The following is a 22,496-nucleotide window of genomic DNA, read 5'->3' as shown; positions in this document are numbered from 1 at the left end:
GTTGTTTCTAAGATCATTATTTGAATATTGCTTGAAACTAATTGATACATTTCTAAATTTTCAAATTGTCACATTAATAACGTTTTTTGTTTGAATTTCTAATTACTCTTAGAACTTGACTAATACCTAATACCCAAGAGCTAATGCCTATTTTTTTCGCTTCGCTCATTAATTCAAGAGTTTAAAAATTCAATGATTCAAGGTTGTTTCTAAGACAAATTTGAATATTGCTTGAAACTAATTGATACATTTCTAAATTTTCAAATTGTCACATTAATAACGTTTTTTGTTTGAATTTCTAATTACTCTTAGAACTTGACTAATACCTAATACCCAAGAGCTAATGCCTATTTTTTTCGCTTCGCTCATTAATTCAAGAGTTTAAAAATTCAATGATTCAAGGTTGTTTCTAAGACAAATTTGAATATTACTTGAAACTAATTGATACATTTCTAAATTTTCAAATTGTCACATTAATAACGTTTTTTGTTTGAATTTCTAATTACTCTTAGAACTTGACTAATACCTAATACCCAAGAGCTAATGCCTATTTTTTTCGCTTCGCTCATTAATTCAAGAGTTTAAAAATTCAATGATTCAAGGTTGTTTCTAAGACAAATTTGAATATTGCTTGAAACTAATTGATACATTTTTCAAATTTTCAGATTGACACATTGCTCCTTGACTAATTAGAGCGCCACTTCAAATGGAATTTTGGAAGATTTTTTACTTTCTAATAAGATTAGAACTTTATATGTCACTTAAAGTATGCAGAACTTTATTCAGTATTAATAGAGAAGTACTATAAAATTGCGACTTAAAACAAAAAATCCGCAACATTTTTAAAACATTGCGGATTTTATATAGAAGTGATTTAAACTTTTCGGGTTTAAGCGAAAATTAGAAGTTTTAAGTATTGTTGAAGACTTTTTTGAGTTTCATAGCAGCGCTACGGAACGAAAAAAAGACGAAAACAGGGCTGAAAACAGTAATTTTTTAGCAAATCAAAAAAGTTTAAATCACTTCATATAGTAATTATCGTTTTTTATTTATATAAATAAATTGCAGTCTTCACAGTTCTTCACTTCTCCGTAATAACTCTCACGATATTTATGAAGAATTTTTACTGGGAAACCGAAAAAATACTTTTTAATGTAGGTAACACGTGTGATGAGTCTTCCCATCTTTGGAGAATATCTGTTTTCTGTTTTGGTATTTCTTTTAATATAAAATAATTTCATTAGGTGTAATATTAATGTTGATATAATAGCATAAAACGGTCTAAATGAGTTTTATGTTATTACAATAGAATAAGTAAATAGTATTTTGAAATGGAGAAAAAGAAATTAAACTGCTGGAGGAATAAATTTATCTGATTGTTTACGGAAAACTTGAAATTTAAAACTGAAAATTCGTTTATTTTTTTTGTTCTTTAATTTTTGTATCATTGGTGCAAATGTACGAATAAAAAAAGAGTTCTGCAACTAGAGGGAAAGCTAATTACAAGAATTTCTTATGGAAACTTAACTGGTTTTCAGATAATTAACAATTATTCACAAACTTAAAAAAAACAATATTCTTAACTATTGTAGATTACAACTTTGCTGCCAATCGACTTCCTTGGTCTATCGCACGTTTGGCATCTAATTCTGCGGCAATGTCTGCACCACCAATCACATGAACCGTCATTCCTTTGGCTTGTAACGGATCTAATAAATCTTTTAAAGGTGTTTGTCCTGCACAGATGACAATATTATCGACTTCCAATACTTTGGTTTCGTTGTCTTGTATGTAGTGCAATCCTTCATCATTGATTTTTGTATACTGAACTTCTCCAATGAAGTTTACTTTCTTCTTTTTTAAATTTGTTCTGTGAATCCAACCTGTAGTTTTCCCTAAGTTTCCGCCAAATTTACCTTTGCTACGTTTCAACATGTAAATTTCTCTTGGCGAATCGTGAAAACTAGGTTTTATATTTTCAATTCCACCGCGAGCTTCCAACGTTTTATCAATTCCCCATTCTGTCAACCAAGCATCAATATTTTGCGAAGTGGCTTCTCCTTCATGCGATAAATATTCAGAAACGTCAAAACCAATTCCTCCTGCGCCAATAACGGCTACACGCTTCCCAACAGGTTTTTTATGTTTTAAAACATCAATGTAACTTAATACTTTTTCGTGTTCAATTCCATCAATTCTCGGCGTCCTTGGTTTTATTCCTGTTGCCAAAATGATTTCTTCAAATTCTTCTTGCAATAATTCGTCTGCATTTACACGTTTGCCAAGTTTTAACGTAACATGGTGTAATTCAATTTGCTTGTTGAAATAACGAATAGTTTCGTAAAATTCTTCTTTTCCTGGAATTTGTTTTGCAATATTAAACTGTCCGCCAACTTCTTCATGATCGTCAAATAATGTAACTTCGTGTCCGCGTTGTGCTGCAATGGTAGCTGCTGCCAATCCTGCAGGTCCGGCGCCAATAACGGCAATTTTCTTTTTGGTTTCTGCGGGTTTGTAATCAAATTCTGTTTCGTGACAAGCTCTCGGATTTACCAAACAACTTGCTACCTTTTGCTTGAATATATGATCTAAACACGCTTGATTACAAGCAATACAGGTATTTATTTCATCTGCTTTTTCTGCTGCGGCTTTGTTTACCCAATCGGCATCTGCTAGAAATGGACGCGCCATAGAAATCATGTCTGCTTGTCCACCTGCAAGAATTTTTTCAGCCACACTTGGCATGTTAATTCTGTTGGAAGTTATAAGCGGCAAACTCACTTCTTTTTTCATACGTTCAGTAATCCAAGTAAAAGCGGCTCTCGGAACAGAAGTTGCAATCGTAGGAATTCGAGACTCATGCCAACCAATTCCTGTATTAATGATGGTTGCACCAGCTTTTTCAATAGCTTTTCCAAGTTGTACTACTTCTTCCCAACTGCTTCCTTTTTCTACCAAATCGAGCATTGATAAACGATAAATAATAATGAATTCAGCGCCAACTGCTGCTCGCACTGCTTTCACGGTTTCTACAGCAAATTTCATACGATTTGCGTAATTTCCGCCCCATTCGTCTGTACGTTGATTAGTACGTTCTACGATAAATTGATTGACTAAATATCCTTCAGAACCCATAATTTCTACTCCATCATAACCTGCAAGTTTTGCCAATGAAGCTGATTTAGCAAAGTTTTTTATGGTTCTTTTCACACCATTTCCACTAAGTTTTCTTGGCTTAAAAGGTGTAATTGGTGATTTTATGGCAGAAGGCGCTACATTTAACGGATGATATCCGTAACGACCTGCATGTAATATTTGCATACATATTTTTCCGCCGTTTTTGTGTACTGCTTCTGTGATAACTTTATGTTTCTTAGCATGTTTTTTAGTACTCATTCGAGCTCCAAAAGGCGATAGCCATCCACGTACACTCGGTGCCATTCCTCCGGTTACGATCAATCCAACGCCACCTTTGGCGCGTTCTGCATAAAAGGCAGCCATGCGTTCAAATCCATTTTTTTCTTCTTCTAAACCTGTGTGCATTGATCCCATTAGCACTCGGTTTTTGAGCGTGGTAAATCCTAAATCTAAAGGTTCAAAAATATGCTTGTACTTCATGTATTGCGATGGTTTTTCTGATTGTATTAAATATAGTACAATTCTATCAAAAAGAATAGTTTATTTTTATTATGCATGCATAATATATTGCAATATAGTTATTTTTTTAAGAAGTGTTTCAGATATTTTGTTTTTTGCGCTGTAATTGCAGTTTTATGAATTGAAAATGCTGTTTGAAACATTTCGCTTCAAACAGCATTTTGTGTATGTATTTTAGATGTTTAGTTCATCGGAACTTCTACAACCAAAATTTTTGAATTCTTCTGAATGTTCATTGCTACATTTTTTGTGTCCCAAATACCTAAAGCATCTTTTGTTTCTAATGTTTGATCGTCTATTTCGATTTTACCTTCTAATACAAAAACATAGATTCCGTGTGAAGCATTATTAAGTTTGAAATTGATAGTTTGCGATGCGTCAAAGTTTCCTAAAGAAATGTAAGCTTGTTGATGAATCCAAAGTGCATCATCAATAGTATTGTCTTTTGGAGCTACAACGGTTTGAAATTGATTTTCACGTTTGCTAAGATCAAAATGTTTTTGTTCGTAACGTGGTGCAACGCCTAATTCTTCTGGTTGAATCCATAGTTGTAAAAAGTTGACTTCATCAGTTTTACTGTCATTGAATTCTGAATGTTGTAATCCGGTTCCTGCCGACATAACTTGCACTTCTCCAACGGTGATAGCGCGTTTGTTGTCCATACTATCTTTGTGCGATAATGCACCACTTAATGGAATGGAAATGATTTCCATATTTTGATGCGGATGTGTCCCAAAACCCATTTTTGGCTTTACGATGTCGTCGTTTAATACGCGTAATTGTCCGAAGCCCATTCGCTCAGGATTGTGATAGCTTGCGAAACTGAAACTGTGATGACTTTTTAACCATCCGTGATCTGCTTTTCCTCTTGTGTTTGCTTTGTGATATGTTGTTTGCATTTTTTTGTTTGTTTGTTTGTGTGTTGTGTGTTGTGTGTTGTGTGTTGTGTTAAGTTGTTTACGATACTTTTTGATTCAACATGTAAACTGTAAAACTTATAAACTTCACTGTCGCCTTTCGTTTTTCGTGGATTTGTACTTTGAAACTTCTCAATACTCAATACTAAACTCTCAATATTGTTTGAATTGCGTAAGCGATTGAGAGATTTGTTGAAGCTCCTCACTTCGACTTCACTGAGTGAACTTGTTATTTTCAAAGTAGTGAGAGCGACTCTCGAAAGCGCGACTCCCGATTTTTTTTCGGGAGTTACGCCCAAATTATTATTTTTTTTAGTGCTTTGAAACTTCTCAATAATCAATACTAAAATCTAAAGCCTTTAATAGAGATGTCCCATTTTTCCTTGTTGATAGTCGCGCAAAGCTTCCATGATTTCCGTTTGTGTGTTCATTACATACGGTCCCCAAGACGAAACTTTTTCTTGTATTGGTTCGCCAGAAAGTATGAGCAACGTACTGTTTTTGTTAGCTTCTAGCGAAATGGCTTCTCCATCTTTTTGGAACGTGAGCATTTGCAATTTCCCTAGTTTTAGCGTGTGCTCGTCGTTAATTCTGGTTTCGCCTTCTAGTAAATACACTAATAGTTCGTGATTTGACGGAATTGGAATGGTGATGTTATCATCCGTTTCCAAGTTTGCAATAAACGCATTGATTTCCGTAAATGTACTCGCAGCTCCTTTTTGTCCGTTGAGTTCGCCAGCAACTAATTTGATGTGTCCTTTTCCGTTTTCTACAGGAATGATCGGCATGTTTGCTGCTTTGACATCTTGGTATTTTGGTGTTGTCATTTTGAACTTTTTTGGAAGATTTACCCAAAGTTGAATTCCTTCCATAGTTCCGACAAATTCTTTGCTTGGACCTTCATCGTGAATAACGCCACTTCCTGCAGTCATCCATTGTACATCGCCAGCCTTTAAAACTCCTTCATTTCCGAGAGAATCTCTGTGTAATTGTTCTCCTTTAAAGAGAAATGTTACAGGTTCAAATCCGCGATGAGGATGTGGAGCGAGTGATAATCCTGGACTGTACGGACCAACATCGTATTTGTAATGATGTAACAATAAGAATGGATCTACTTGATCGAGTTCTTGTGTTGGTAATGGTTGACGAATGAGATTTCCGCCCATATTTACATAGTCACTTGTTCCTTTGTATGCTATGCTTCTGAGTGCTTTCATTTTTTTCCTTTCTTCTTTTTAATTGTGTTTCAAATATTTTCCATGGAATATATTTAGATAAATTTTTATCGGACTTTATCCAATAATTCACTAAGTTGTGTAGCTTCTGCTTCCGTAAGGTTGCTTAACCAACCATTTTTTGGCATGTTTGCCGATATTTCTTTGAGTAATTTTAATCCATGATCCGTGATGGCAATGTGCACTACTCGCCGATCTTCTGGACATGGAATGCGTTCTATTAAGTCTTTAGCACAAAGTTTGTCCATTAATCGTGTTGCATTGGGCGCTCTTTCAATCATACGATCTTTTATTTGTTGCACTTTGATGGCTTTTCCTGCACCACGCAATATTCTGAGAATATTGAATTGTTGTGGCGAGATTCCGAATGGTTTGAAAAATTCGTTCTCTTTACTACTTATCCAATTGGCAGTATATTTAATGTTGATAAAAGCCTTCACTTTTTCTGACGTAAATTTTGATTGTATGTCTTTAGAAATGTCTCCCATATGTGCTACACTATTTTTTTGTGTTTATCCTTTAAAATCTGCTGCTACGTGCGCACCATCACAATACGGTTTATTTTGCGAAGCGCCACATCTGCAAAATGCTGTTGTTTTGTTTCGCTTTTCTTTAGTACCATCAGAATTGGTAATGTGCAACGTTCCGTATACTAATAACGGACCATTTTCTAAGGCTTCTACTTTTGTTTCTACGTGTACTTTTTCTTCCGTTCCTGTTTTTTTGCTTTTGTATGATAATGCTCCAGAAGGACAGGCGTCAACTTGCTTTTTGATACGTTCCGTACTTGCGCCATCCATATCAACCCAAGGTCTATTTTGCGGATTGAATACTTGTAATAATCCTTTCCAACAGTTTTTAGAATGCGTGCATGTTCTTGGTTTCCAAACTACTGTAATATCTTTATTACTGTATTCTTTGATGATTTCTTGTTTTTTCATGATGTTTGATTTTACAGTGTTTGTTTAATGTTTTTAAAGGTACAAAAGTTGTCTTTGTTATTCAAAAATTGCTTTGGCTAATACAAATGTTGCTTCTTGTAATTTTTGTGCTAATTCGGCGTCTTTAATTCCGTTTTCAGAAAAATTATCTCCAAATGATGGCAATGAAAAATCAGCCACAATATTTCCGCCCATGTATGGAAATCTTCCTTTTGCAATATCTAAAACGGTTTGTCCACCGCGACCTCCTGGCGATGTTGCCATTAACAACATTGGTTTGTTTGACCATAATTTTCCGTCAATACGTGACATCCAATCAAAGATATTTTTAAAAACCGTTGCATATGCACCATTGTGTTCTGCTAATGATAATACAATTCCGTCTGAATCCTGAATTTCTTTTAAGAATTTGTGTGCGTTCTGTGGAATTCCGATTTCTTGTTCTTTGTCAATTCCGTATAACGGCAATTCGTAATCGTTTAAGTCTAAAACTTTTACCTGTACATCTTCAACCAAATTTGCAGCATAAGTTGCCAATTGTTTGTTGATGGAGTTTTTACTGTCACTTCCCGCGAATGCTATAATTGTTTTCATATGAGTTGTTTGTTTTTATGAGTTGTGTGTAATTTTCTTTCCAAAATAATAAGATATTAATAAAAATACCATCCCTACGACAGAAGCACCTTGTTCGCCATCGCTAATCATGTAATGAGCAAAAAAGGCTAAGATTAAATCAAAGAAAAATCCGGCGTATGCCCATTCTTTTAATGCTTGACTTTTGTTTTGCCATATTGCAATGACTCCGAGTATTTTAGCAATTGCCAACGGATAAATAATATACGTCGGATATCCAAAATTTGTGAATGCTTGCGTGATATCTGCATTTTTAAAAATATACATTCCTGCAGAAAATAACATTAATAAGGACAATAAACCGGTAGCAATGTAAAATATTATTTTTTGAATTTTCATGTTTGTTAGTTTTTAAATTCTATACAAAGCTACAAATAATATTTTTAGTTTCCAAGGAAACTATTTCCATGTAATTTAATTTTAAACTTTTTTAAGAAAACTTTCAAACTTGCATTCTTTTAATAGCGGTATTTGTTTTGTATTTTAGCGCAGGAAAATTTGACAACCATGGACATTAACTTCAATAAAAACGAAGATCACAACAAACTTTTAGTATCACAATTACGTCATCGTTTGGCAAAAGTAAGCTTAGGCGGCGGACAGAAACGAATTGACAAACTTCATAGCAAAGGAAAAATGACCGCTCGTGAACGTATTGATTTTCTGCTAGATGACAATAAATCTTCGATTGAAATTGGTGCTTTTGTAGGAGATGATATGTATGAAGAACATGGTGGTTGCCCTTCTGGTGGCGTTGTCGTTAAGATTGGTTATATTCAAGGAAAACAGTGTATTGTAGTTGCCAATGATGCGACTGTAAAAGCTGGTGCTTGGTTTCCTATTACTGCAAAAAAGAACTTACGAGCACAAGAAATTTCTATAGAAAACAGATTGCCAATTATTTATTTGGTGGATAGTGCTGGTGTGTATTTGCCAATGCAAGACGAAATTTTTCCTGATAAAGAACATTTCGGACGTATTTTTAGAAACAACGCCGTAATGAGCAGCATGGGAATTACCCAAATTGCTGCCGTAATGGGAAGTTGTGTCGCAGGTGGCGCATATTTACCTATCATGAGTGATGAAGCGTTGATTGTAGATAAAACGGGAAGTATTTTCCTTGCGGGAAGTTACTTGGTTAAAGCTGCTATTGGCGAAAGTATTGATAATGAAACACTTGGCGGCGCAACAACACATTGTGAAATTTCGGGTGTGACCGATTATAAATCGAAAGATGATAAAGATGCTTTGACAACGATACAGAATATTGTTGGGAAAATTGGTGATTATACGCCAACAGGTTATAATCGTGTGAAAGCGGCTGAACCTAAAGAAAATCCAGAAGATATTTTCGGAATTCTTCCAAAAGCACGTCACGAACAATATGATATGAAAGAAATCATCAAGCGAATTGTAGACGATTCTGAGTTTGATGAATATAAAGAAGGTTACGGACAAAGTATTATTACAGCGTACGCCAGAATTGATGGTTGGGCAGTTGGAATTGTTGCCAATCAGCGAAAGTTGGTAAAGAATAAGAAAGGTGAAATGCAGTTTGGAGGCGTGATTTATTCGGATTCTGCTGATAAAGCGACACGATTTATTGCGAATTGTAACCAAAAGAAAATTCCGTTGGTGTTTTTACAAGATGTTACTGGATTTATGGTAGGAAGCAAATCGGAACATGGCGGCATTATTAAGGATGGTGCCAAAATGGTAAATGCAGTGAGTAATAGTGTGGTTCCTAAATTCACGATTGTCATCGGAAACTCGTATGGTGCAGGAAATTATGCAATGTGTGGAAAAGCCTATGATCCACGATTGATTGCGGCTTGGCCGAGTGCCGAATTGGCGGTAATGAGTGGGAATTCTGCAGCAAAAGTATTGTTACAGATTGAAACGGCTTCGTTGAAGAAGCAAGGTGAAGAAATTACGAAAGAAAAAGAAGAAGAATTGTTTAATAAAATAAAATCGCGTTACGACAAACAAATTTCTCCGTATTACGCCGCAGCGCGTTTGTGGACAGATGCCATTATCAATCCGTTAGATACACGAACTTGGATTTCTATGGGAATTGAAGCTGCCAATCAAGCGCCGATTGAGAAACCATTTAATTTGGGAGTGATTCAGGTTTAGTTAGAAACGCTTTGCTCTTTGGTTCGCTTCGCTTAATTCAAAGATTTAAAAATTCAATGATTCAAGGTTATTTCTGAGATCATTATTTGATTTTTATCTAAAATGCTAAGTTTTTAATTCTAAATACGTTTATAAGATAAATTTGAATGTTGTTTGAAACTAATTGATACATTTTCAAATTGACACATTAAAATTTAAGTATCGCTGTCGCTCAAAGTATGTTCGTATTTTAGTCTGAATTTGCCTATTACTCTTAGAACTTGACTAATACCTAATTCCCAAAAGCTAATGCCTATTTTTTCGCTTTGCTCAATTCAATGATTCAAGGTTATTTCTGACATCATTTGCAAATGAACTAATTCCTTTGATGTCTACAATTAAAAAGTTCTACTTTAGAAACGTTGGATTAGATTGTTTTTGATGGTTCATCTCGACTACGCTCGATGTAACATTTTTTTTGTGGATTTGACGTTTCCTAGGAATTATTTTTCAATTCAAAATTCAACATTTAGCATTTAAAATTCATATAATTGAAGACAAAGTAGTTTCAATAGATATCAAAATTCTTTTTGAAACTACTCAATACTCATTACTAAAATCTCAAGACTAAGAAAAGTTCCACAAATAAGAAAAGGCCTAGCAACCTAAATGCCAGACCTTTTCCCCCTAAAAAACCTAAAATAACCTAATCTTTATTTCGTATAGAAAGCAAAGATTCGCTTCCATATAAAGTCACAAATTCTATGCCATTCTCTAAAATTTTTATGATTTTTTTAACAAAAAAAGAAAAACCTAATATGTGTGAATTTTACTCGATAATTGAGATTTAAAATACCATAGATATGCAGTGATATTTTATGAATTCCTACTTACGCTTTACAGCTTTTTTGTAAAATCGTATTTATTAGGTTTTTCAAAACAACTAAACAACCAACCTTTTTGTTTATGCTATATTAAAAGTACGTTACTACTCTTGATTCTGAAACCCATATTGAGTAAACACCTTGTTTTGGTGAGTGAAATATCTTGATTACTTCGTGGTTGTAGCTTTTACCAATCGGATGAATTCTGCTCTGTAACCGCTTTTGTCTTCTCCTCTGCCCGATTCTGCTAATGCGATAACATCATTCAGTTCTGTATTGTTATCGAATTCTGAATCTCTCAATTGCATTCCAAACAATGCCACTGCTGCAGTAAAGTTGAAATCATTTGATGGATTTGTAGCAACTTCATCTTTTACGACTGTTTTTAACTGAATGCTTCGGTTTTTGTTTGGTTTTTTGTAACGTAATTTTACTGTAAGTAATTCGTCCGAACACGATTTTCTATCCACATTCATCGTTGTATACTTTAAATTATCAACATCTTTCAAGTATTTCGTATCAACACCGACAGGAATGATTTCATATAATGCCGTTACCGTATGTCCTGCGCCCAATTCGCCAGCATCTTTTAAATCGTCTTTAAAATCTTCATCATTTAATAATCTGTTTTCATAACCAATTAAACGATAACCTTGTACGGTATGTGGATTGAATTCTAATTGAAATTTTACATCTTTTGCAATCGTATATAAAGTTCCACCAAATTCTTTTCCAAATATTTTGTGTGCTTCTTGCATCGTATCAACATATGCATGATTTCCGTTGCCTTTGTCTGCCAATAATTCTAAACGATCGTCTTGATAATTTCCCATTCCGAAACCTAATACCGATAAATACACGCCTGTTTCGCGTTTTTGTTCAATGAGTGTTTCCATTGCAGTTTCACTGGTTGCTCCCACATTAAAATCGCCATCCGTTGCCATAATTACACGATTATTTCCATTTTTGATGAAGTTTTCTGTGGCAGTTTTATATGCCAATTCAATTCCTGCACCACCAGCCGTTGATCCGCCAGCTCGTAAATTATTTAAAGCATCTAATATCTTTTGCTTATTATTTCCTGAAGTTGGTTCTAACACCATTCCTGCCGCACCAGCATAGACTACAATTGCTACTTTATCTTCTGGACGCATTTTATTTACCATCAACGTGAAAGCTGATTTTAATAATGGTAATTTGTTTTGAGCAAACATCGAACCTGAAACATCTATCAAGAAGGTAAAGTTTGATGGTGGAATTTCTTCTAATGGAATTTCTTTTCCTTTTAAAGCAATTTTTAGCAATCTCGTATCTTTATTCCAAGGTGTTTGTCCCAATTCGGTATGAATTACCATGGGATGTTTGTCTGTTGGCTGTGCATAATCATATTCGAAATAGTTAATCATTTCTTCAATTTTTACAGCGTTTACCGGAATTTTTTCTCCATTGTTTATCATTCTACGAATATTACTATATGCGGCTCTATCGACATCAATAGAAAATGTAGATAATGGCGCCAATGAAGTTCTTTTAAAACGATTTTCGTTGATTTTTTTATATGATTCTCGATTTTCTACACTCGAACCATGAACCGTACTAACGGCATAAGCAAGCGCTTTTTTTTCTTTAGCAACTCCATACGCTACCACCGTTACACATTCTAACGCTTCTCCTTGTTTTAGTTGTACATTGACAACTGGCTGGGTAATTTTTATTTCTTGAGAAGTAAATCCAACATAAGAGAATACTAATATTTGTCCTTTGTTGGCTAGAATTTTATAGTTACCGTCAAAATCTGTTGTAGTTCCTGTAGTCGTTCCTTTTACCAATACACTTCCACCTGGTAATGGTAATCCTGAATCGTCAGTAACTTTTCCTGAAACTTCAATCTGCTGTGTCCACGCTTGACTACTTATCAAAAGTGTTAATAATATGAGTATTTTTTTCATCTTTATCGTTTTTAAAAGTTTGTAACGAAACTACCACAGATTGTTTGGTTAAAAAATGAGCATTGAGTAAAGTGGCAGTTTGAATGAGGGAAGTTTGGAGTTGAAATTGAAGTTGAAGTTGAAGTTGAAACTAAATTGTGCTTTGAAATCGAGTTAGCGATAGCAGTGGAAAGCCCACAGCGAGTTTGCGAGCGCGGACTTGTAGCGAATAGCGCGACCTGAAGCGTATGCGAAAGGGAACTTCCAAATTTAATGTCGCAATGACTTTCTGATTGAATTCTCGTAAATTGATAAAAATTATAAAAGAAGAACAGACTACAATAGCTAATTTTTCCAGAAATCTAAAAAACGTTATTTGAAACAACCTTGAATCGTTGAATCTTTAAATTTTTGAATAAAGCCTAGCAAATCCCTTAAACAAAAACAAGTGTAGAAAGTTTATAGTTCCCTTAGAATTCCGTAAATTTGCACTTCGAAAATTAGACAACTAAATTTTAAGATATGAGTACATACGATATCATCGTTTTAGGAAGTGGTCCTGGTGGATATGTAACTGCCATAAGAGCTTCTCAATTAGGGTTTAAAACCGCAGTCGTTGAGAAAGAAAGTCTTGGTGGCGTTTGCTTAAATTGGGGATGTATTCCAACGAAAGCTTTATTGAAATCAGCACAAGTTTTTGAGTATTTGAAACATGCGGAAGATTACGGATTGTCCGTAAAAGAAGCCGATAAGGATTTTGATGCTGTTGTAAAACGTAGTCGTGGCGTTGCTGATGGAATGAGCAAAGGTGTTCAGTTCTTAATGAAGAAAAACAAAATTGACGTTATTAACGGTTTTGGAACCTTGAAAGCTGGAAAGAAACTAGACGTTAAAGATGCTGATGGAAAAGTAACCGAATACAGCGCAAAACATATTGTGATTGCTACAGGAGCGCGTTCACGTGAGTTACCAAGTTTGCCACAAGATGGTAAAAAGGTAATTGGATATCGTGAAGCCATGACGTTACCAACACAACCAAAAAAGATGATCGTTGTAGGATCGGGTGCAATTGGTGTTGAGTTTGCTTATTTCTATAATTCTATGGGAACGGAAGTTACGATTGTAGAATATATGCCAAAAATTGTTCCTGTGGAAGATGCGGATGTATCTAAACAATTGGAACGTTCGTTTAAGAAAAGTGGTATTAAGATTATGACTTCTGCGGAAGTGACTTCGGTTGATACTTCTGGCGATGGCGTAAAAGCAACTGTAAAAACAAAGAAAGGTGAAGAAGTATTGGAAGCTGATGTGGTACTTTCTGCGGTTGGAATTAAAACCAATATTGAAAATATCGGATTGGAAGCTGTTGGAATTGCTACCGATAGAGATAAAATTTTAGTAAACGATTATTACCAAACCAATATTCCAGGATATTACGCAATTGGAGATGTGACTCCAGGACAAGCTTTGGCACATGTTGCTTCTGCGGAAGGAATTTTATGTGTAGAGAAAATTGCAGGAATGCATGTAGAAGCGTTAGACTACGGAAATATCCCAGGATGTACGTATTGTTCTCCTGAAATTGCCTCTGTCGGTTTGACAGAAGCACAGGCAAAAGAACAAGGAATTGACATTAAAGTTGGAAAATTCCCATTCTCTGCTTCAGGAAAAGCAAGTGCTGGTGGAAATAAGGAAGGTTTTGTAAAAGTAATTTTTGATGCAAAATATGGTGAATGGTTAGGTTGCCACATGATTGGTGCAGGTGTAACTGATATGATTGCAGAAGCCGTTTTAGGTAGAAAGTTAGAAACTACAGGACACGAAGTATTGAAAGCGGTACATCCGCATCCAACCATGAGTGAAGCGGTGATGGAAGCCGTTGCCGATGCGTACGATGAAGTCATTCACATTTAATAATATATATTGAAAAGCTGCTCGTTTGAGTGGCTTTTTTTATGCTTTTCAAATACAGATTTATGAATCAGATCACAGAAACAAAAACCTTAAAAACCTTTCGCTGGATTGCTATTTTAGAAGGAATCTCCTATATCGCATTTTTTATAACAATGCCTTTAAAATATATGTATGAAATATTAATGCCTAATAAAATTGTTGGCATGGTGCATGGTGTTTTGTTTATTGCATATGTAGTACTCGCCTTGATCGTCGTAATTGAACAAAAATGGGGAATTAAACGTTTCTTGATTTTCTTTGTAGCTTCGTTAATTCCTTTTGCTACTTTTTATATTGAGCGAAAGTATTTGAGAGATAGATAATTTTGAAAATTTAAAAACATAAAAAAGCCATCCAATTTCTTGAATGACTTTTCCCTCAACCAACCTAATAACTGATATCCCACCTTCAGCTATGAAAAAATTGCACGAAACCATTCGTTTGGTTTCACACTCAAATATAGCTTAGAGAGGTCTTAATTTGTTCTTAAGTAAATGCCAAAACTTAACTAAAGTTTTCACAGAGAAACGTTAATTTTTAAGAGTTTTCCGTTATTTAGGGATTAAATCACAATACCAAAAAGCAGTATCCCAATCAGAAGTGTCTGAAGCACAAGCGTCTTCCTCTTTTTCTGATGGTGTGTAGGTTTTTAACACTTTTTCGCCTATACTAAAATCTATTGGTGATGAAAAAATTGGTCCATCAAAGACAAACGTATGGAATTCTCCATTTTCTCCACAAGGATCAACCGTTTCTGGCAAATCGTTGATAAAACTTTCATCCAAGATTCTTCCCACAAATGATTCATCTAAATGTTTCGCATTTACACAAACCGTAATGGCTTTAAATCCTAAAGAAATGAATTCTTTTAATAAAGCTTTGGTATCTTGTTTCCACAATGGAAAAACTCCTGTAATACCAACTTCTTGCAGTTTTTTTTCACGGTATTTTCGTAAGTCTTCTAGAAAAATATCTCCGAATATTCCGTGAGTGAAATTTTGTGTAACTAATTGTTGCATTGCGCTGTGCATAGTTTCATCATAATCGGACATGGTAACTTGCGCAGGAAAGTATATTTTTTGCAACGGAATCTGCAAGCGTTCTACTTGTGCATCCAGTAGTGCTTCTCGCAAACCGTGCATAGACACGCGTTCGTAGTCTTTGTTTACGGTAGTGACTAATTGTGTTACGTTGTATTCTTTCTGTCGTAAGACATGATATAAAGCCAGCGAAGAATCTTTTCCTGTGCTCCAATTGAAGTATGCTTTTTTCATAAATTAAGCTAAAAAACTCTGAATTGCCAATTGATAACTTTGCATACCAAAACCTAAAATAACACCTTTTGCATTCGGTGAAATATACGATTGATGGCGAAAAGCTTCTCTGCCAAATGTATTGGAAATATGAACTTCTACAACTGGCGTCGTAATTCCTTTGATAGCATCGCCAATACCAATAGAAGTATGAGTGTAAGCACCAGCGTTTAGGATAATGCCATCATAATCAAAACCAACTTCGTGTAATTTGTTAATCAATTCGCCTTCTACATTTGACTGATAATAGTTTAGTGTAGCTTCTGAAAATTCAGTTTGAAGCGTTTTAAAGTAATCTTCAAACGTAGCACTTCCGTAGATTTCTGGTTCGCGCTTTCCTAGTAGATTTAAGTTTGGACCATTGATGATAATGATATTCATGGCTATTGTTTTGGTAAAAATACGAATTTCAAAACACAAAAAAAGAAGCCGAAGCTTCCTTTTGTATTATTTTATGTGAAGAAATTTAATCTAAATTGAACAAGGCGCCAATATTAAAACTACTTCTTCTGTTGGTAACAGCGTCACCTGTATTGTTTTCAAAAATATCTACCAAACCAAATTGTTCTTGATATTCAATACATAATTTTACTTTGTCTGAAATTGGAAATTTGTAACCTATTCCAAGTGCCAAACCAAAATCTGTGCTCGTAAGTCCATCTTTTACATCATTTCCAAACGCTGTTTCTTCCGCATTTAGTAAAAAACCTGCATATCCTCCAAAGTTTAAATACCACTTTCTAGTGCTTCCAAAGTGCCAGTTTGCCATAACAGGAATTGTTAGGTAGTTTAATTTAAAATCTGCTGATGAAATTTGTGGGTCACCAGTATTATTAAAACTTTCCACAAAACCATCTGCCCAACCTTTTGAGTCATAAATAAGTCCTGTTTTAATTCCCCAACGATCTGAGAAATAGTATTCTCCAGAAGCACCAAAGTTAAAAGCAACTCTCGTTTTTGCGGCATTTCCTTGAATATCAGATACTGTCGCAAAGTTGATTCCTCCAATAGCTCCAATTTCAATTGTTCCTTTGTCTTGCGCTTGTAATTGCGAAAGACTTATAAAAGCCAATGCAATGCATGCTACTAATTTTTTCATGTTTTAATCTGTTTTAATTTTTGTTAATGAAGCTGCGAAAGTATTAAAATAGTTTGAAATGTTAATGTTTCGTGGATCATTTATTAATAAAAAAAGAAGCTTAAAAGCTCCCTATTTATAATATGATGAGTCATAAAAAAAGTGGAAGGTCCTTACGCTTCCACTTTCAACTTACATTTGTCTGTTATGTATATTTTTATTTTATAGATAAACTACGAATCCGATGTTTATCTGAAATCTATCTTTATCTGTGAAATCTTCATTTAAAGATACATTGTAACGAACTCCTGGTTCAATAGAGATATGATCTCCAATAAACCAAGCGTATCCACCGCCGATTCCTAACCAAAAAGGATTTTCATCCTGATTGTCAATTTTTGCACCAGTAACATCAAGTGTTATTGGAAATTTACTAGCAATATAGTATTTACCTCCTACTCTATAGGAAAATCCGTTTAAGTCTGTTTCTGAGTCTCCTCCGTATCCTAAACCGAATTTAAGCGCCAAATCATCCGCGATAAAGTATCCTCCGTCAAAACCAACATTATAGATATATTCACCATCTTGATTTGAAAAATAAATACCTGTATTTCCTAATGTTTCATTTCCTGTATTGGCTTCAATTAGCCATTTACCTTTTGCAGTTTGCATTCTAGTTGTATCGTCGTCTTGTGCATGTGAGGCAAACGAAAAACCAACCAAAGCTACTACAGCTAAAATAATTTTTTTCATTATTATAAATTTTTATTATTGATGTACAAAACTCCAGAAATACAGTAAAAATGCTTTGTTCAAACAGATTTTCTTTTGACTCAATCCGTTTTTAGCGACTAAAAAACCTTCTAAACTAAAAAAGAGGAAGCCAAGCTTCCTCTTTTTGTATATACTATTGTTTGTTTAAACTTTCTTAGAAGTGTAAAGCAAATCCAACGTTGAATTGTAAAACTCCTTCGTCAGTAAAATCTTCATTCAAAGAAACATTGTAACGAAGTCCTGGCTCGATAGAAACATTGTTTCCAATAAACCAAGCGTAACCAGCTCCAATTCCTAACCACATTGGGTTTTCTTGAGCATCTTTAATAGAAGATCCAGTTAAGTCAAGTGTTACAGGAATCATGCTTTTTACATAATACTTAGCTCCTAAACGGTACGAAAAGATATTCGTATCAGCTGCAGAGTTAGATCCGTAACCAAGACCAGCTTTAATAGCTAAATCGTCCATTACGAAGTATCCACCATCTAAACCAATGTTAAAAGTAGATTCTCCATCAACTGAAGTAAAGTAGATTCCAGTAGTTCCTAATACAGCATTTCCTGTGTTAGCTTCAATTAACCACTTTCCTTTTGCTGTTTGCCCTGTTGCTTTGTCACCGTCTTGTGCGTTTGCCGCGAAAGCGAATCCAAAAACAGCTACAGCTGCTAAAATAATTTTTTTCATCTTAAATAGTTTTTTAATTAATTCAGTGCAAAAGAACTACTTTTTTGTAAATTAAGCTACATTTGTTAACTAATTATTAACATAATTTAAAGCAACCTTTTTTATAACAAACTGACTATCAATTGTTTAATTTTTAACATATTTTTGTTAAGAATGTAAGAATTTACCCATGAAATGGACGCATACACTTAGAGATTTTCAGCACTTTTTAAGAATTGAACGTGGTTTGTCTGAAAATACAATTGTAAATTATTCGCACGATATTGAAAAACTCATTCGATTTGTGGAAAATAATGCAATTAATCATTCGCCTTTATCAATTGATGAAGCTACTGTGCAACAATTTATATACGAAATAGCAAAGGTGTTAAATGCACGTTCGCAAACACGAATTATTTCTGGATTAAAGAGCTTTTTTAATTATCTTGTTTTTGAAGATTATCGAAAAGACAATCCTACTGAACTGATTGAAGCGCCAAAGATTGGTAGAAAATTACCTGATACACTTGCACTAAAAGATATTGAAAAACTGATTGCTGCGATTGATTTGAGTAAAAATGAAGGACATCGCAATAAAGCCATTATTGAAACTTTATATGGTTGTGGTTTGCGCGTGAGCGAATTAGTCAATCTTAAGATTTCTGATTTGTTTTTTGACGAAGGTTTCATCAGAGTCACTGGAAAAGGTGATAAACAACGTTTTGTTCCTATTAGTAGCATCACCAAAAAATACATCAATCTTTATATACAAGGACAACGACAACATGTTCCTTACATTCCTGAGTTTGGCGATACGGTTTTTTTAAATAGACGCGGAAAACAATTGACACGTGTGATGATTTTTACGATTGTGAAACGTTTGACAGAGAAATCAGGATTAAAAAAGAACATTTCACCACATACGTTCAGACATTCGTTTGCGACACATTTACTTGAAAATGGTGCCGATTTACGTGCTATACAATTAATGTTGGGACACGAAAGCATTACCACTACAGAAATTTACATGCATGTCGATCGAAGTCATTTGGCAAAAGTGATGGAAAAATATCATCCAAGAACATAAAAAAAGCAGAAACCTTTTCTTCAAAGATTTCTGCTTTTCCTTTTTCAGCATTACTATTTTCTGTATTAACAGGTTTTCCAACATTCCTTTACGGAACTTGTTTCCCCTACAAAGACACTATTACAGTAACACATAAAAGAAGATGTTACGGAGGATTCTTTTCCTCCATTGGCTTGCACTTGGTCAATTTTCGTAAGTGCATCTACGCCAGTTAGATTCAAGATTTTCTTTAACATGTCAGGCTTTATTTAGGTTATACTTAAAATTAACCATAAATAATATCATTTCGTCATTGGTTTGCCATAAACAATAAACGTGAATACCGTAGTTAAGAAAACTTTAGTATTCACGTTTTTATAATTTCTTGAGGCTATTTTACTGCTTATTTGGCAATATTTACAGCTCTTGTTTCTCTAATAACTGTAATTTTCACTTGTCCAGGGTAAGTCATATCCGTTTGAATTTTCTGTGAAATGTTAAATGACAATTCCGCAGCTTTTGCATCATCTACTTTTTCGCTTTCAACAATTACACGTAATTCTCTACCTGCTTGAATTGCGTATGCTTTTTTCACTCCGCTAAATCCAAATGCAATGTCTTCTAAGTCTTTTAAACGTTGAATATAACTGTCTAATACTTGACGACGCGCGCCTGGTCTTGCTCCAGAAATAGCATCACAAACCTGTACAATTGGCGATAATAACGAAATCATTTCTATTTCATCGTGATGCGCTCCAATGGCATTGCATACTTCTGGTTTTTCACCGTATTTTTCTGCCCATTGCATTCCTAAAATTGCGTGTGGCACTTCGGTTTCTGTGTCTGGCACTTTTCCGATATCGTGTAGCAATCCTGCTCTTTTTGCCAATTTCGGATTCAATCCTAATTCGGCAGCCATCACGCCACAAAGCTTCGCTACTTCACGCGAGTGTTGTAATAAGTTTTGTCCGTAAGAAGAACGATATTTCATTCTACCAACCGTTTTTATCAACTCTGGATGTAAACCGTGAATTCCTAAATCGATTACGGTACGCTTCCCTACTTCAATGATTTCTTCATCGATTTGCTTGCGTGTTTTCTTTACGACTTCTTCTATTCGTGCTGGGTGAATTCGTCCGTCAGTAACCAATCTGTGTAATGATAGACGTGCAATCTCTCTACGAACTGAGTCAAAACATGATAAAATGATGGCTTCTGGTGTATCATCCACAATAATTTCAACTCCAGTTGCCGCTTCTAAAGCTCTAATATTTCGTCCTTCTCTACCAATAATACGTCCTTTTACATCGTCTGATTCTATATTAAATACAGAAACACAGTTTTCTACGGCTTCTTCTGTTCCTATACGTTGAATGGTATTGATGATAACTTTTTTCGCTTCTTGCTGCGCAGTCATTTTTGCTTCTTCCAATTTTGCTTGAATATAGCTCATTGCGTCTGTTTTTGCTTCTTCTTTTAAAGAGGCAACCAATTGTTCTTTGGCTTCGTCGGCAGATAAACCAGAAATTACTTCCAATTGTTCTATTTGACTTTTGTGCAAACGCTCTACTTCCGTTTTCTTTTTTTCAATAAAATCTAATCGGTAATTGTAATCTTTTACTTTAGATTCTAATTCCTGATTGATCTTTTTATTCTTCGATAATTCGCTAGAAATTTGAGATTCTTTATCGCGTGTGCGCTTTTCAGCTTCTGCCATTTTTTTATCTTTCGATAAGATAAATTTTTCGTGTTCTGCTTTTAGTTCGAGGAATTTTTCTTTGGCTTGAAGAATTTTGTCTTTCTTCACATTTTCGGCATTTGCTTTCGCATCTTTTAATACTGAAGAAGCTTCTTTTTTGGCTTCTTCAATGATTTTTGAAGCTTGTTTTTTCTCCAAACTTTTTGCTATGGCAAAGCCTATGATTAAACCAATCGCGCCAACGGCGACTGCAATTATGATTGTCATATTATCCATCATCTGTCGTCTTAATTATGTATTCATTTTTTAAGGTAAAAACCTTAGCATTCACTTTTCAGTGAATTTGTTCAACTTTTAGTTTGATGATTGTGTTGCAACATTCGCAAACTAAAAGTGTAATTTTTGGGTTCTACTTGTAATTTTATGTTTGTATTTTGAACACTTAAAAATCTTCACATAAACTACAAGATTCTTTTCTTCAAAGAGATTAGTTCAACTTACAATTTTATGTGCCTTTTGAACACTTAAAAAATTTTCGAATCGAACTTCAAGATCCTTTTATGCAAAGGGATTAGTTCAACTTACAATTTTGTGCGCCTTTTGAACACTTAAAAAATTTTAGAATCGAACTTCAAGATCCCTTTATGCAAAGGGATTAGTTCAACTTACAATTTTGTGCGCCTTTTGAACACTTAAAAAATTTTAGAATCGAACTTCAAGATCCCTTTATGCAAAGGGATTAGTTCAACTTACAATTTTGTGTGCGTCCTTCGGACTTCACAAAATTGAGTTTCACTAAAAAAGCCTACATTGATTAGAGTTTTGTATAAACTCCAAAAAACAAGTTTAGAGCTAACAGATTGATCAAGGATCTGCTCGAATACCAAACAAGTTTAGTATAGCAGCTTGCTTTTACAACCATGACTCACTCTTTTTAATTATATTAACGTTGAGTTTATCAAAAATAAAAACCAATGTAGGCAGTAACCTATTTATATTTTAAAGAACTTTTTTATTATCAACTAAGCTGCGCTTTTAGCAAATCGTCCAGCGCTTTTAATTTTTCTTCTAGTACTTTTTGATTGGTATCTTTATCGATGGCTTTTTGTTCTACTTGTGAAGCAAATTGCAAGGCACACATTGCCAAAACATCTTGCTTATCTCTCACCGCGTAGTTTTGCTCAAATTGTTTAATCATTGCTTCTATTTTTTTTGCCGCTTTGCGCAAACCTTCTTCTTGGCTCGCTGGGATGGTTAGTGGATATACTCTATCCGCAATAGAAAGCTTTATTTTGAGCTTGTTTTCCATAGTGTAAAGAACTATCTTTTTTATTCAGCCAATTGTGCAATACAATGGTCAATTTGCCGAATTAGTGTATTTATTTTAAGCTTAGCTTCTTTTTTGTTATTATCACTGCCGAGCATCGAATTTGCAATTTTTAACGTATTATACTTTTCTTCCCATTGAGAGATTTCTTCGTGTAAACGTTGTGATTCTTCCTTTGAATTGGTTAATTCTTGACGTAGTTGTTGATTTTTTTGTTCCAAGACTTGAAGCCTATGAAGCATCTCACTTACGCTATTTTCAAGAGAATCAACGATTTTCAAAGTACTATTCATTACATTTTTATTCAATGCA

The 22,496-nt window shown here is 34.5% G+C and carries 22 protein-coding genes and 1 other RNA gene; 4 read left to right on the top strand and 19 right to left on the bottom strand.

All coding sequences use genetic code 11. The features are described 5' to 3' along the window. Positions 1-1,049: 1,049 nt before the first annotated feature. The 8 genes from KAOT1_RS22275 to KAOT1_RS02805 all read right to left on the bottom strand — a co-directional run bounded on the left by KAOT1_RS22275 (position 1,050) and on the right by KAOT1_RS02805 (position 7,722). A complete protein-coding gene (locus KAOT1_RS22275; protein WP_083777275.1) occupies positions 1,050-1,241 on the bottom strand; it encodes a hypothetical protein in 192 nt (63 codons plus the stop codon). Positions 1,242-1,593: 352 nt separating this feature from the next. Beyond that, positions 1,594-3,618, bottom strand: a complete 2,025-nt coding sequence (locus KAOT1_RS02835) for an NADPH-dependent 2,4-dienoyl-CoA reductase (protein WP_007093181.1) — start codon at positions 3,616-3,618, stop codon at positions 1,594-1,596. A 221-nt stretch (positions 3,619-3,839) separates the two neighbouring features. After that, positions 3,840-4,556 (bottom strand): pirin family protein, encoded by a 717-nt coding sequence (locus KAOT1_RS02830; protein ID WP_007093179.1) that lies wholly within the window; start codon positions 4,554-4,556, stop codon positions 3,840-3,842. Between the two features lie 377 nt (positions 4,557-4,933). Beyond that, entirely contained in the window at positions 4,934-5,791 is an 858-nt protein-coding gene (locus KAOT1_RS02825; RefSeq protein ID WP_007093177.1) for a pirin family protein, read from the bottom strand. A 65-nt stretch (positions 5,792-5,856) separates the two neighbouring features. After that, a complete protein-coding gene (locus KAOT1_RS02820; protein WP_007093176.1) occupies positions 5,857-6,297 on the bottom strand; it encodes a MarR family winged helix-turn-helix transcriptional regulator in 441 nt (146 codons plus the stop codon). A 24-nt stretch (positions 6,298-6,321) separates the two neighbouring features. After that, entirely contained in the window at positions 6,322-6,750 is a 429-nt protein-coding gene (locus KAOT1_RS02815) for a (4Fe-4S)-binding protein (RefSeq protein ID WP_007093175.1), read from the bottom strand. Between the two features lie 57 nt (positions 6,751-6,807). Further along, positions 6,808-7,344 (bottom strand): NADPH-dependent FMN reductase, encoded by a 537-nt coding sequence (locus KAOT1_RS02810; protein ID WP_007093174.1) that lies wholly within the window; start codon positions 7,342-7,344, stop codon positions 6,808-6,810. A 15-nt stretch (positions 7,345-7,359) separates the two neighbouring features. After that, positions 7,360-7,722 (bottom strand): DoxX family protein, encoded by a 363-nt coding sequence (locus tag KAOT1_RS02805; protein WP_007093173.1) that lies wholly within the window; start codon positions 7,720-7,722, stop codon positions 7,360-7,362. A gap of 168 nt (positions 7,723-7,890) precedes the next feature. On the opposite strand from KAOT1_RS02805, the gene KAOT1_RS02800 reads away from it, so the two are divergent. Continuing rightward, positions 7,891-9,519, top strand: coding sequence for an acyl-CoA carboxylase subunit beta (locus KAOT1_RS02800; RefSeq protein ID WP_007093172.1), 1,629 nt, complete (start codon positions 7,891-7,893; stop codon positions 9,517-9,519). A gap of 1,030 nt (positions 9,520-10,549) precedes the next feature. Here the strand turns inward: KAOT1_RS02800 and KAOT1_RS02795 are convergent. Then, the gene (locus tag KAOT1_RS02795) at positions 10,550-12,331 is read right to left on the bottom strand and encodes a vWA domain-containing protein (RefSeq protein ID WP_007093171.1); all 1,782 of its coding nucleotides are present in this window, start codon (positions 12,329-12,331) and stop codon (positions 10,550-10,552) included. Between the two features lie 501 nt (positions 12,332-12,832). On the opposite strand from KAOT1_RS02795, the gene lpdA reads away from it, so the two are divergent. Further along, positions 12,833-14,224: a dihydrolipoyl dehydrogenase gene (gene lpdA, locus KAOT1_RS02790; RefSeq protein WP_007093170.1), complete on the top strand. Its 1,392-nt coding sequence runs from the start codon at positions 12,833-12,835 to the stop codon at positions 14,222-14,224. 62 nt (positions 14,225-14,286) lie between these two features. Further along, positions 14,287-14,586, top strand: a complete 300-nt coding sequence (locus KAOT1_RS02785; protein ID WP_007093169.1) for a DUF3817 domain-containing protein — start codon at positions 14,287-14,289, stop codon at positions 14,584-14,586. A gap of 228 nt (positions 14,587-14,814) precedes the next feature. Here KAOT1_RS02785 and KAOT1_RS02780 read toward each other — a convergent pair whose 3' ends face one another. The 5 genes from KAOT1_RS02780 to KAOT1_RS02760 all read right to left on the bottom strand — a co-directional run bounded on the left by KAOT1_RS02780 (position 14,815) and on the right by KAOT1_RS02760 (position 18,113). Continuing rightward, on the bottom strand, positions 14,815-15,537 hold the full coding sequence (locus KAOT1_RS02780; protein ID WP_007093168.1) for a Dph6-related ATP pyrophosphatase: 723 nt from the start codon (positions 15,535-15,537) through the stop codon (positions 14,815-14,817). Between the two features lie 3 nt (positions 15,538-15,540). After that, positions 15,541-15,957, bottom strand: a complete 417-nt coding sequence (gene aroQ, locus KAOT1_RS02775) for a type II 3-dehydroquinate dehydratase (RefSeq protein WP_007093167.1) — start codon at positions 15,955-15,957, stop codon at positions 15,541-15,543. 85 nt (positions 15,958-16,042) lie between these two features. Beyond that, a complete protein-coding gene (locus tag KAOT1_RS21800) occupies positions 16,043-16,675 on the bottom strand; it encodes a porin family protein (RefSeq protein WP_007093166.1) in 633 nt (210 codons plus the stop codon). 201 nt (positions 16,676-16,876) lie between these two features. Next, positions 16,877-17,407: a hypothetical protein gene (locus tag KAOT1_RS02765; protein WP_007093165.1), complete on the bottom strand. Its 531-nt coding sequence runs from the start codon at positions 17,405-17,407 to the stop codon at positions 16,877-16,879. 175 nt (positions 17,408-17,582) lie between these two features. Continuing rightward, positions 17,583-18,113: a hypothetical protein gene (locus tag KAOT1_RS02760; RefSeq protein ID WP_007093164.1), complete on the bottom strand. Its 531-nt coding sequence runs from the start codon at positions 18,111-18,113 to the stop codon at positions 17,583-17,585. A gap of 169 nt (positions 18,114-18,282) precedes the next feature. Here KAOT1_RS02760 and xerD point away from each other — a divergent pair, with 169 nt between their 5' ends. After that, entirely contained in the window at positions 18,283-19,179 is an 897-nt protein-coding gene (gene xerD, locus KAOT1_RS02755; protein ID WP_007093163.1) for a site-specific tyrosine recombinase XerD, read from the top strand. 65 nt (positions 19,180-19,244) lie between these two features. On the opposite strand, the gene KAOT1_RS22650 is transcribed toward xerD, so the two are convergent. The 5 genes from KAOT1_RS22650 to KAOT1_RS02740 all read right to left on the bottom strand — a co-directional run bounded on the left by KAOT1_RS22650 (position 19,245) and on the right by KAOT1_RS02740 (position 22,477). Beyond that, the gene (locus KAOT1_RS22650) at positions 19,245-19,415 is read right to left on the bottom strand and encodes a hypothetical protein (RefSeq protein ID WP_157560010.1); all 171 of its coding nucleotides are present in this window, start codon (positions 19,413-19,415) and stop codon (positions 19,245-19,247) included. A gap of 146 nt (positions 19,416-19,561) precedes the next feature. Further along, positions 19,562-21,133 carry a ribonuclease Y gene (rny, locus tag KAOT1_RS02750; RefSeq protein WP_007093161.1) on the bottom strand — a complete coding sequence of 524 codons (1,572 nt, stop codon included), beginning with the start codon at positions 21,131-21,133 and terminating at the stop codon, positions 19,562-19,564. Between the two features lie 552 nt (positions 21,134-21,685). Then, positions 21,686-21,812: non-coding RNA, 6S RNA (gene ssrS / locus KAOT1_RS22270), on the bottom strand. A gap of 63 nt (positions 21,813-21,875) precedes the next feature. Further along, positions 21,876-22,166, bottom strand: a complete 291-nt coding sequence (locus KAOT1_RS02745) for a cell division protein ZapA (protein ID WP_007093160.1) — start codon at positions 22,164-22,166, stop codon at positions 21,876-21,878. 20 nt (positions 22,167-22,186) lie between these two features. Continuing rightward, complete coding sequence (locus KAOT1_RS02740; protein ID WP_007093159.1) at positions 22,187-22,477, bottom strand: hypothetical protein; 291 nt, start codon at positions 22,475-22,477, stop codon at positions 22,187-22,189. Between the last annotated feature and the right edge of the window lie 19 nt (positions 22,478-22,496).

This window comes from Kordia algicida OT-1, from assembly GCF_000154725.1.
Classification (GTDB): Bacteria; Bacteroidota; Bacteroidia; order Flavobacteriales; family Flavobacteriaceae; genus Kordia; species Kordia algicida.
This window is presented reverse-complemented; position numbering and strand designations above follow the sequence as displayed.

Coding starts and splice junctions, on each gene's coding strand:
- KAOT1_RS22275 (WP_083777275.1), bottom strand. CDS start 1,241: ATGAAATTATTTTATATTAAAAGAAATACCAAAACAGAAAACAGATAT.
- KAOT1_RS02835 (WP_007093181.1), bottom strand. CDS start 3,618: ATGAAGTACAAGCATATTTTTGAACCTTTAGATTTAGGATTTACCACG.
- KAOT1_RS02830 (WP_007093179.1), bottom strand. CDS start 4,556: ATGCAAACAACATATCACAAAGCAAACACAAGAGGAAAAGCAGATCAC.
- KAOT1_RS02825 (WP_007093177.1), bottom strand. CDS start 5,791: ATGAAAGCACTCAGAAGCATAGCATACAAAGGAACAAGTGACTATGTA.
- KAOT1_RS02820 (WP_007093176.1), bottom strand. CDS start 6,297: ATGGGAGACATTTCTAAAGACATACAATCAAAATTTACGTCAGAAAAA.
- KAOT1_RS02815 (WP_007093175.1), bottom strand. CDS start 6,750: ATGAAAAAACAAGAAATCATCAAAGAATACAGTAATAAAGATATTACA.
- KAOT1_RS02810 (WP_007093174.1), bottom strand. CDS start 7,344: ATGAAAACAATTATAGCATTCGCGGGAAGTGACAGTAAAAACTCCATC.
- KAOT1_RS02805 (WP_007093173.1), bottom strand. CDS start 7,722: ATGAAAATTCAAAAAATAATATTTTACATTGCTACCGGTTTATTGTCC.
- KAOT1_RS02800 (WP_007093172.1), top strand. CDS start 7,891: ATGGACATTAACTTCAATAAAAACGAAGATCACAACAAACTTTTAGTA.
- KAOT1_RS02795 (WP_007093171.1), bottom strand. CDS start 12,331: ATGAAAAAAATACTCATATTATTAACACTTTTGATAAGTAGTCAAGCG.
- lpdA (WP_007093170.1), top strand. CDS start 12,833: ATGAGTACATACGATATCATCGTTTTAGGAAGTGGTCCTGGTGGATAT.
- KAOT1_RS02785 (WP_007093169.1), top strand. CDS start 14,287: ATGAATCAGATCACAGAAACAAAAACCTTAAAAACCTTTCGCTGGATT.
- KAOT1_RS02780 (WP_007093168.1), bottom strand. CDS start 15,537: ATGAAAAAAGCATACTTCAATTGGAGCACAGGAAAAGATTCTTCGCTG.
- aroQ (WP_007093167.1), bottom strand. CDS start 15,957: ATGAATATCATTATCATCAATGGTCCAAACTTAAATCTACTAGGAAAG.
- KAOT1_RS21800 (WP_007093166.1), bottom strand. CDS start 16,675: ATGAAAAAATTAGTAGCATGCATTGCATTGGCTTTTATAAGTCTTTCG.
- KAOT1_RS02765 (WP_007093165.1), bottom strand. CDS start 17,407: ATGAAAAAAATTATTTTAGCTGTAGTAGCTTTGGTTGGTTTTTCGTTT.
- KAOT1_RS02760 (WP_007093164.1), bottom strand. CDS start 18,113: ATGAAAAAAATTATTTTAGCAGCTGTAGCTGTTTTTGGATTCGCTTTC.
- xerD (WP_007093163.1), top strand. CDS start 18,283: ATGAAATGGACGCATACACTTAGAGATTTTCAGCACTTTTTAAGAATT.
- KAOT1_RS22650 (WP_157560010.1), bottom strand. CDS start 19,415: ATGTTAAAGAAAATCTTGAATCTAACTGGCGTAGATGCACTTACGAAA.
- rny (WP_007093161.1), bottom strand. CDS start 21,133: ATGGATAATATGACAATCATAATTGCAGTCGCCGTTGGCGCGATTGGT.
- KAOT1_RS02745 (WP_007093160.1), bottom strand. CDS start 22,166: ATGGAAAACAAGCTCAAAATAAAGCTTTCTATTGCGGATAGAGTATAT.
- KAOT1_RS02740 (WP_007093159.1), bottom strand. CDS start 22,477: ATGAATAGTACTTTGAAAATCGTTGATTCTCTTGAAAATAGCGTAAGT.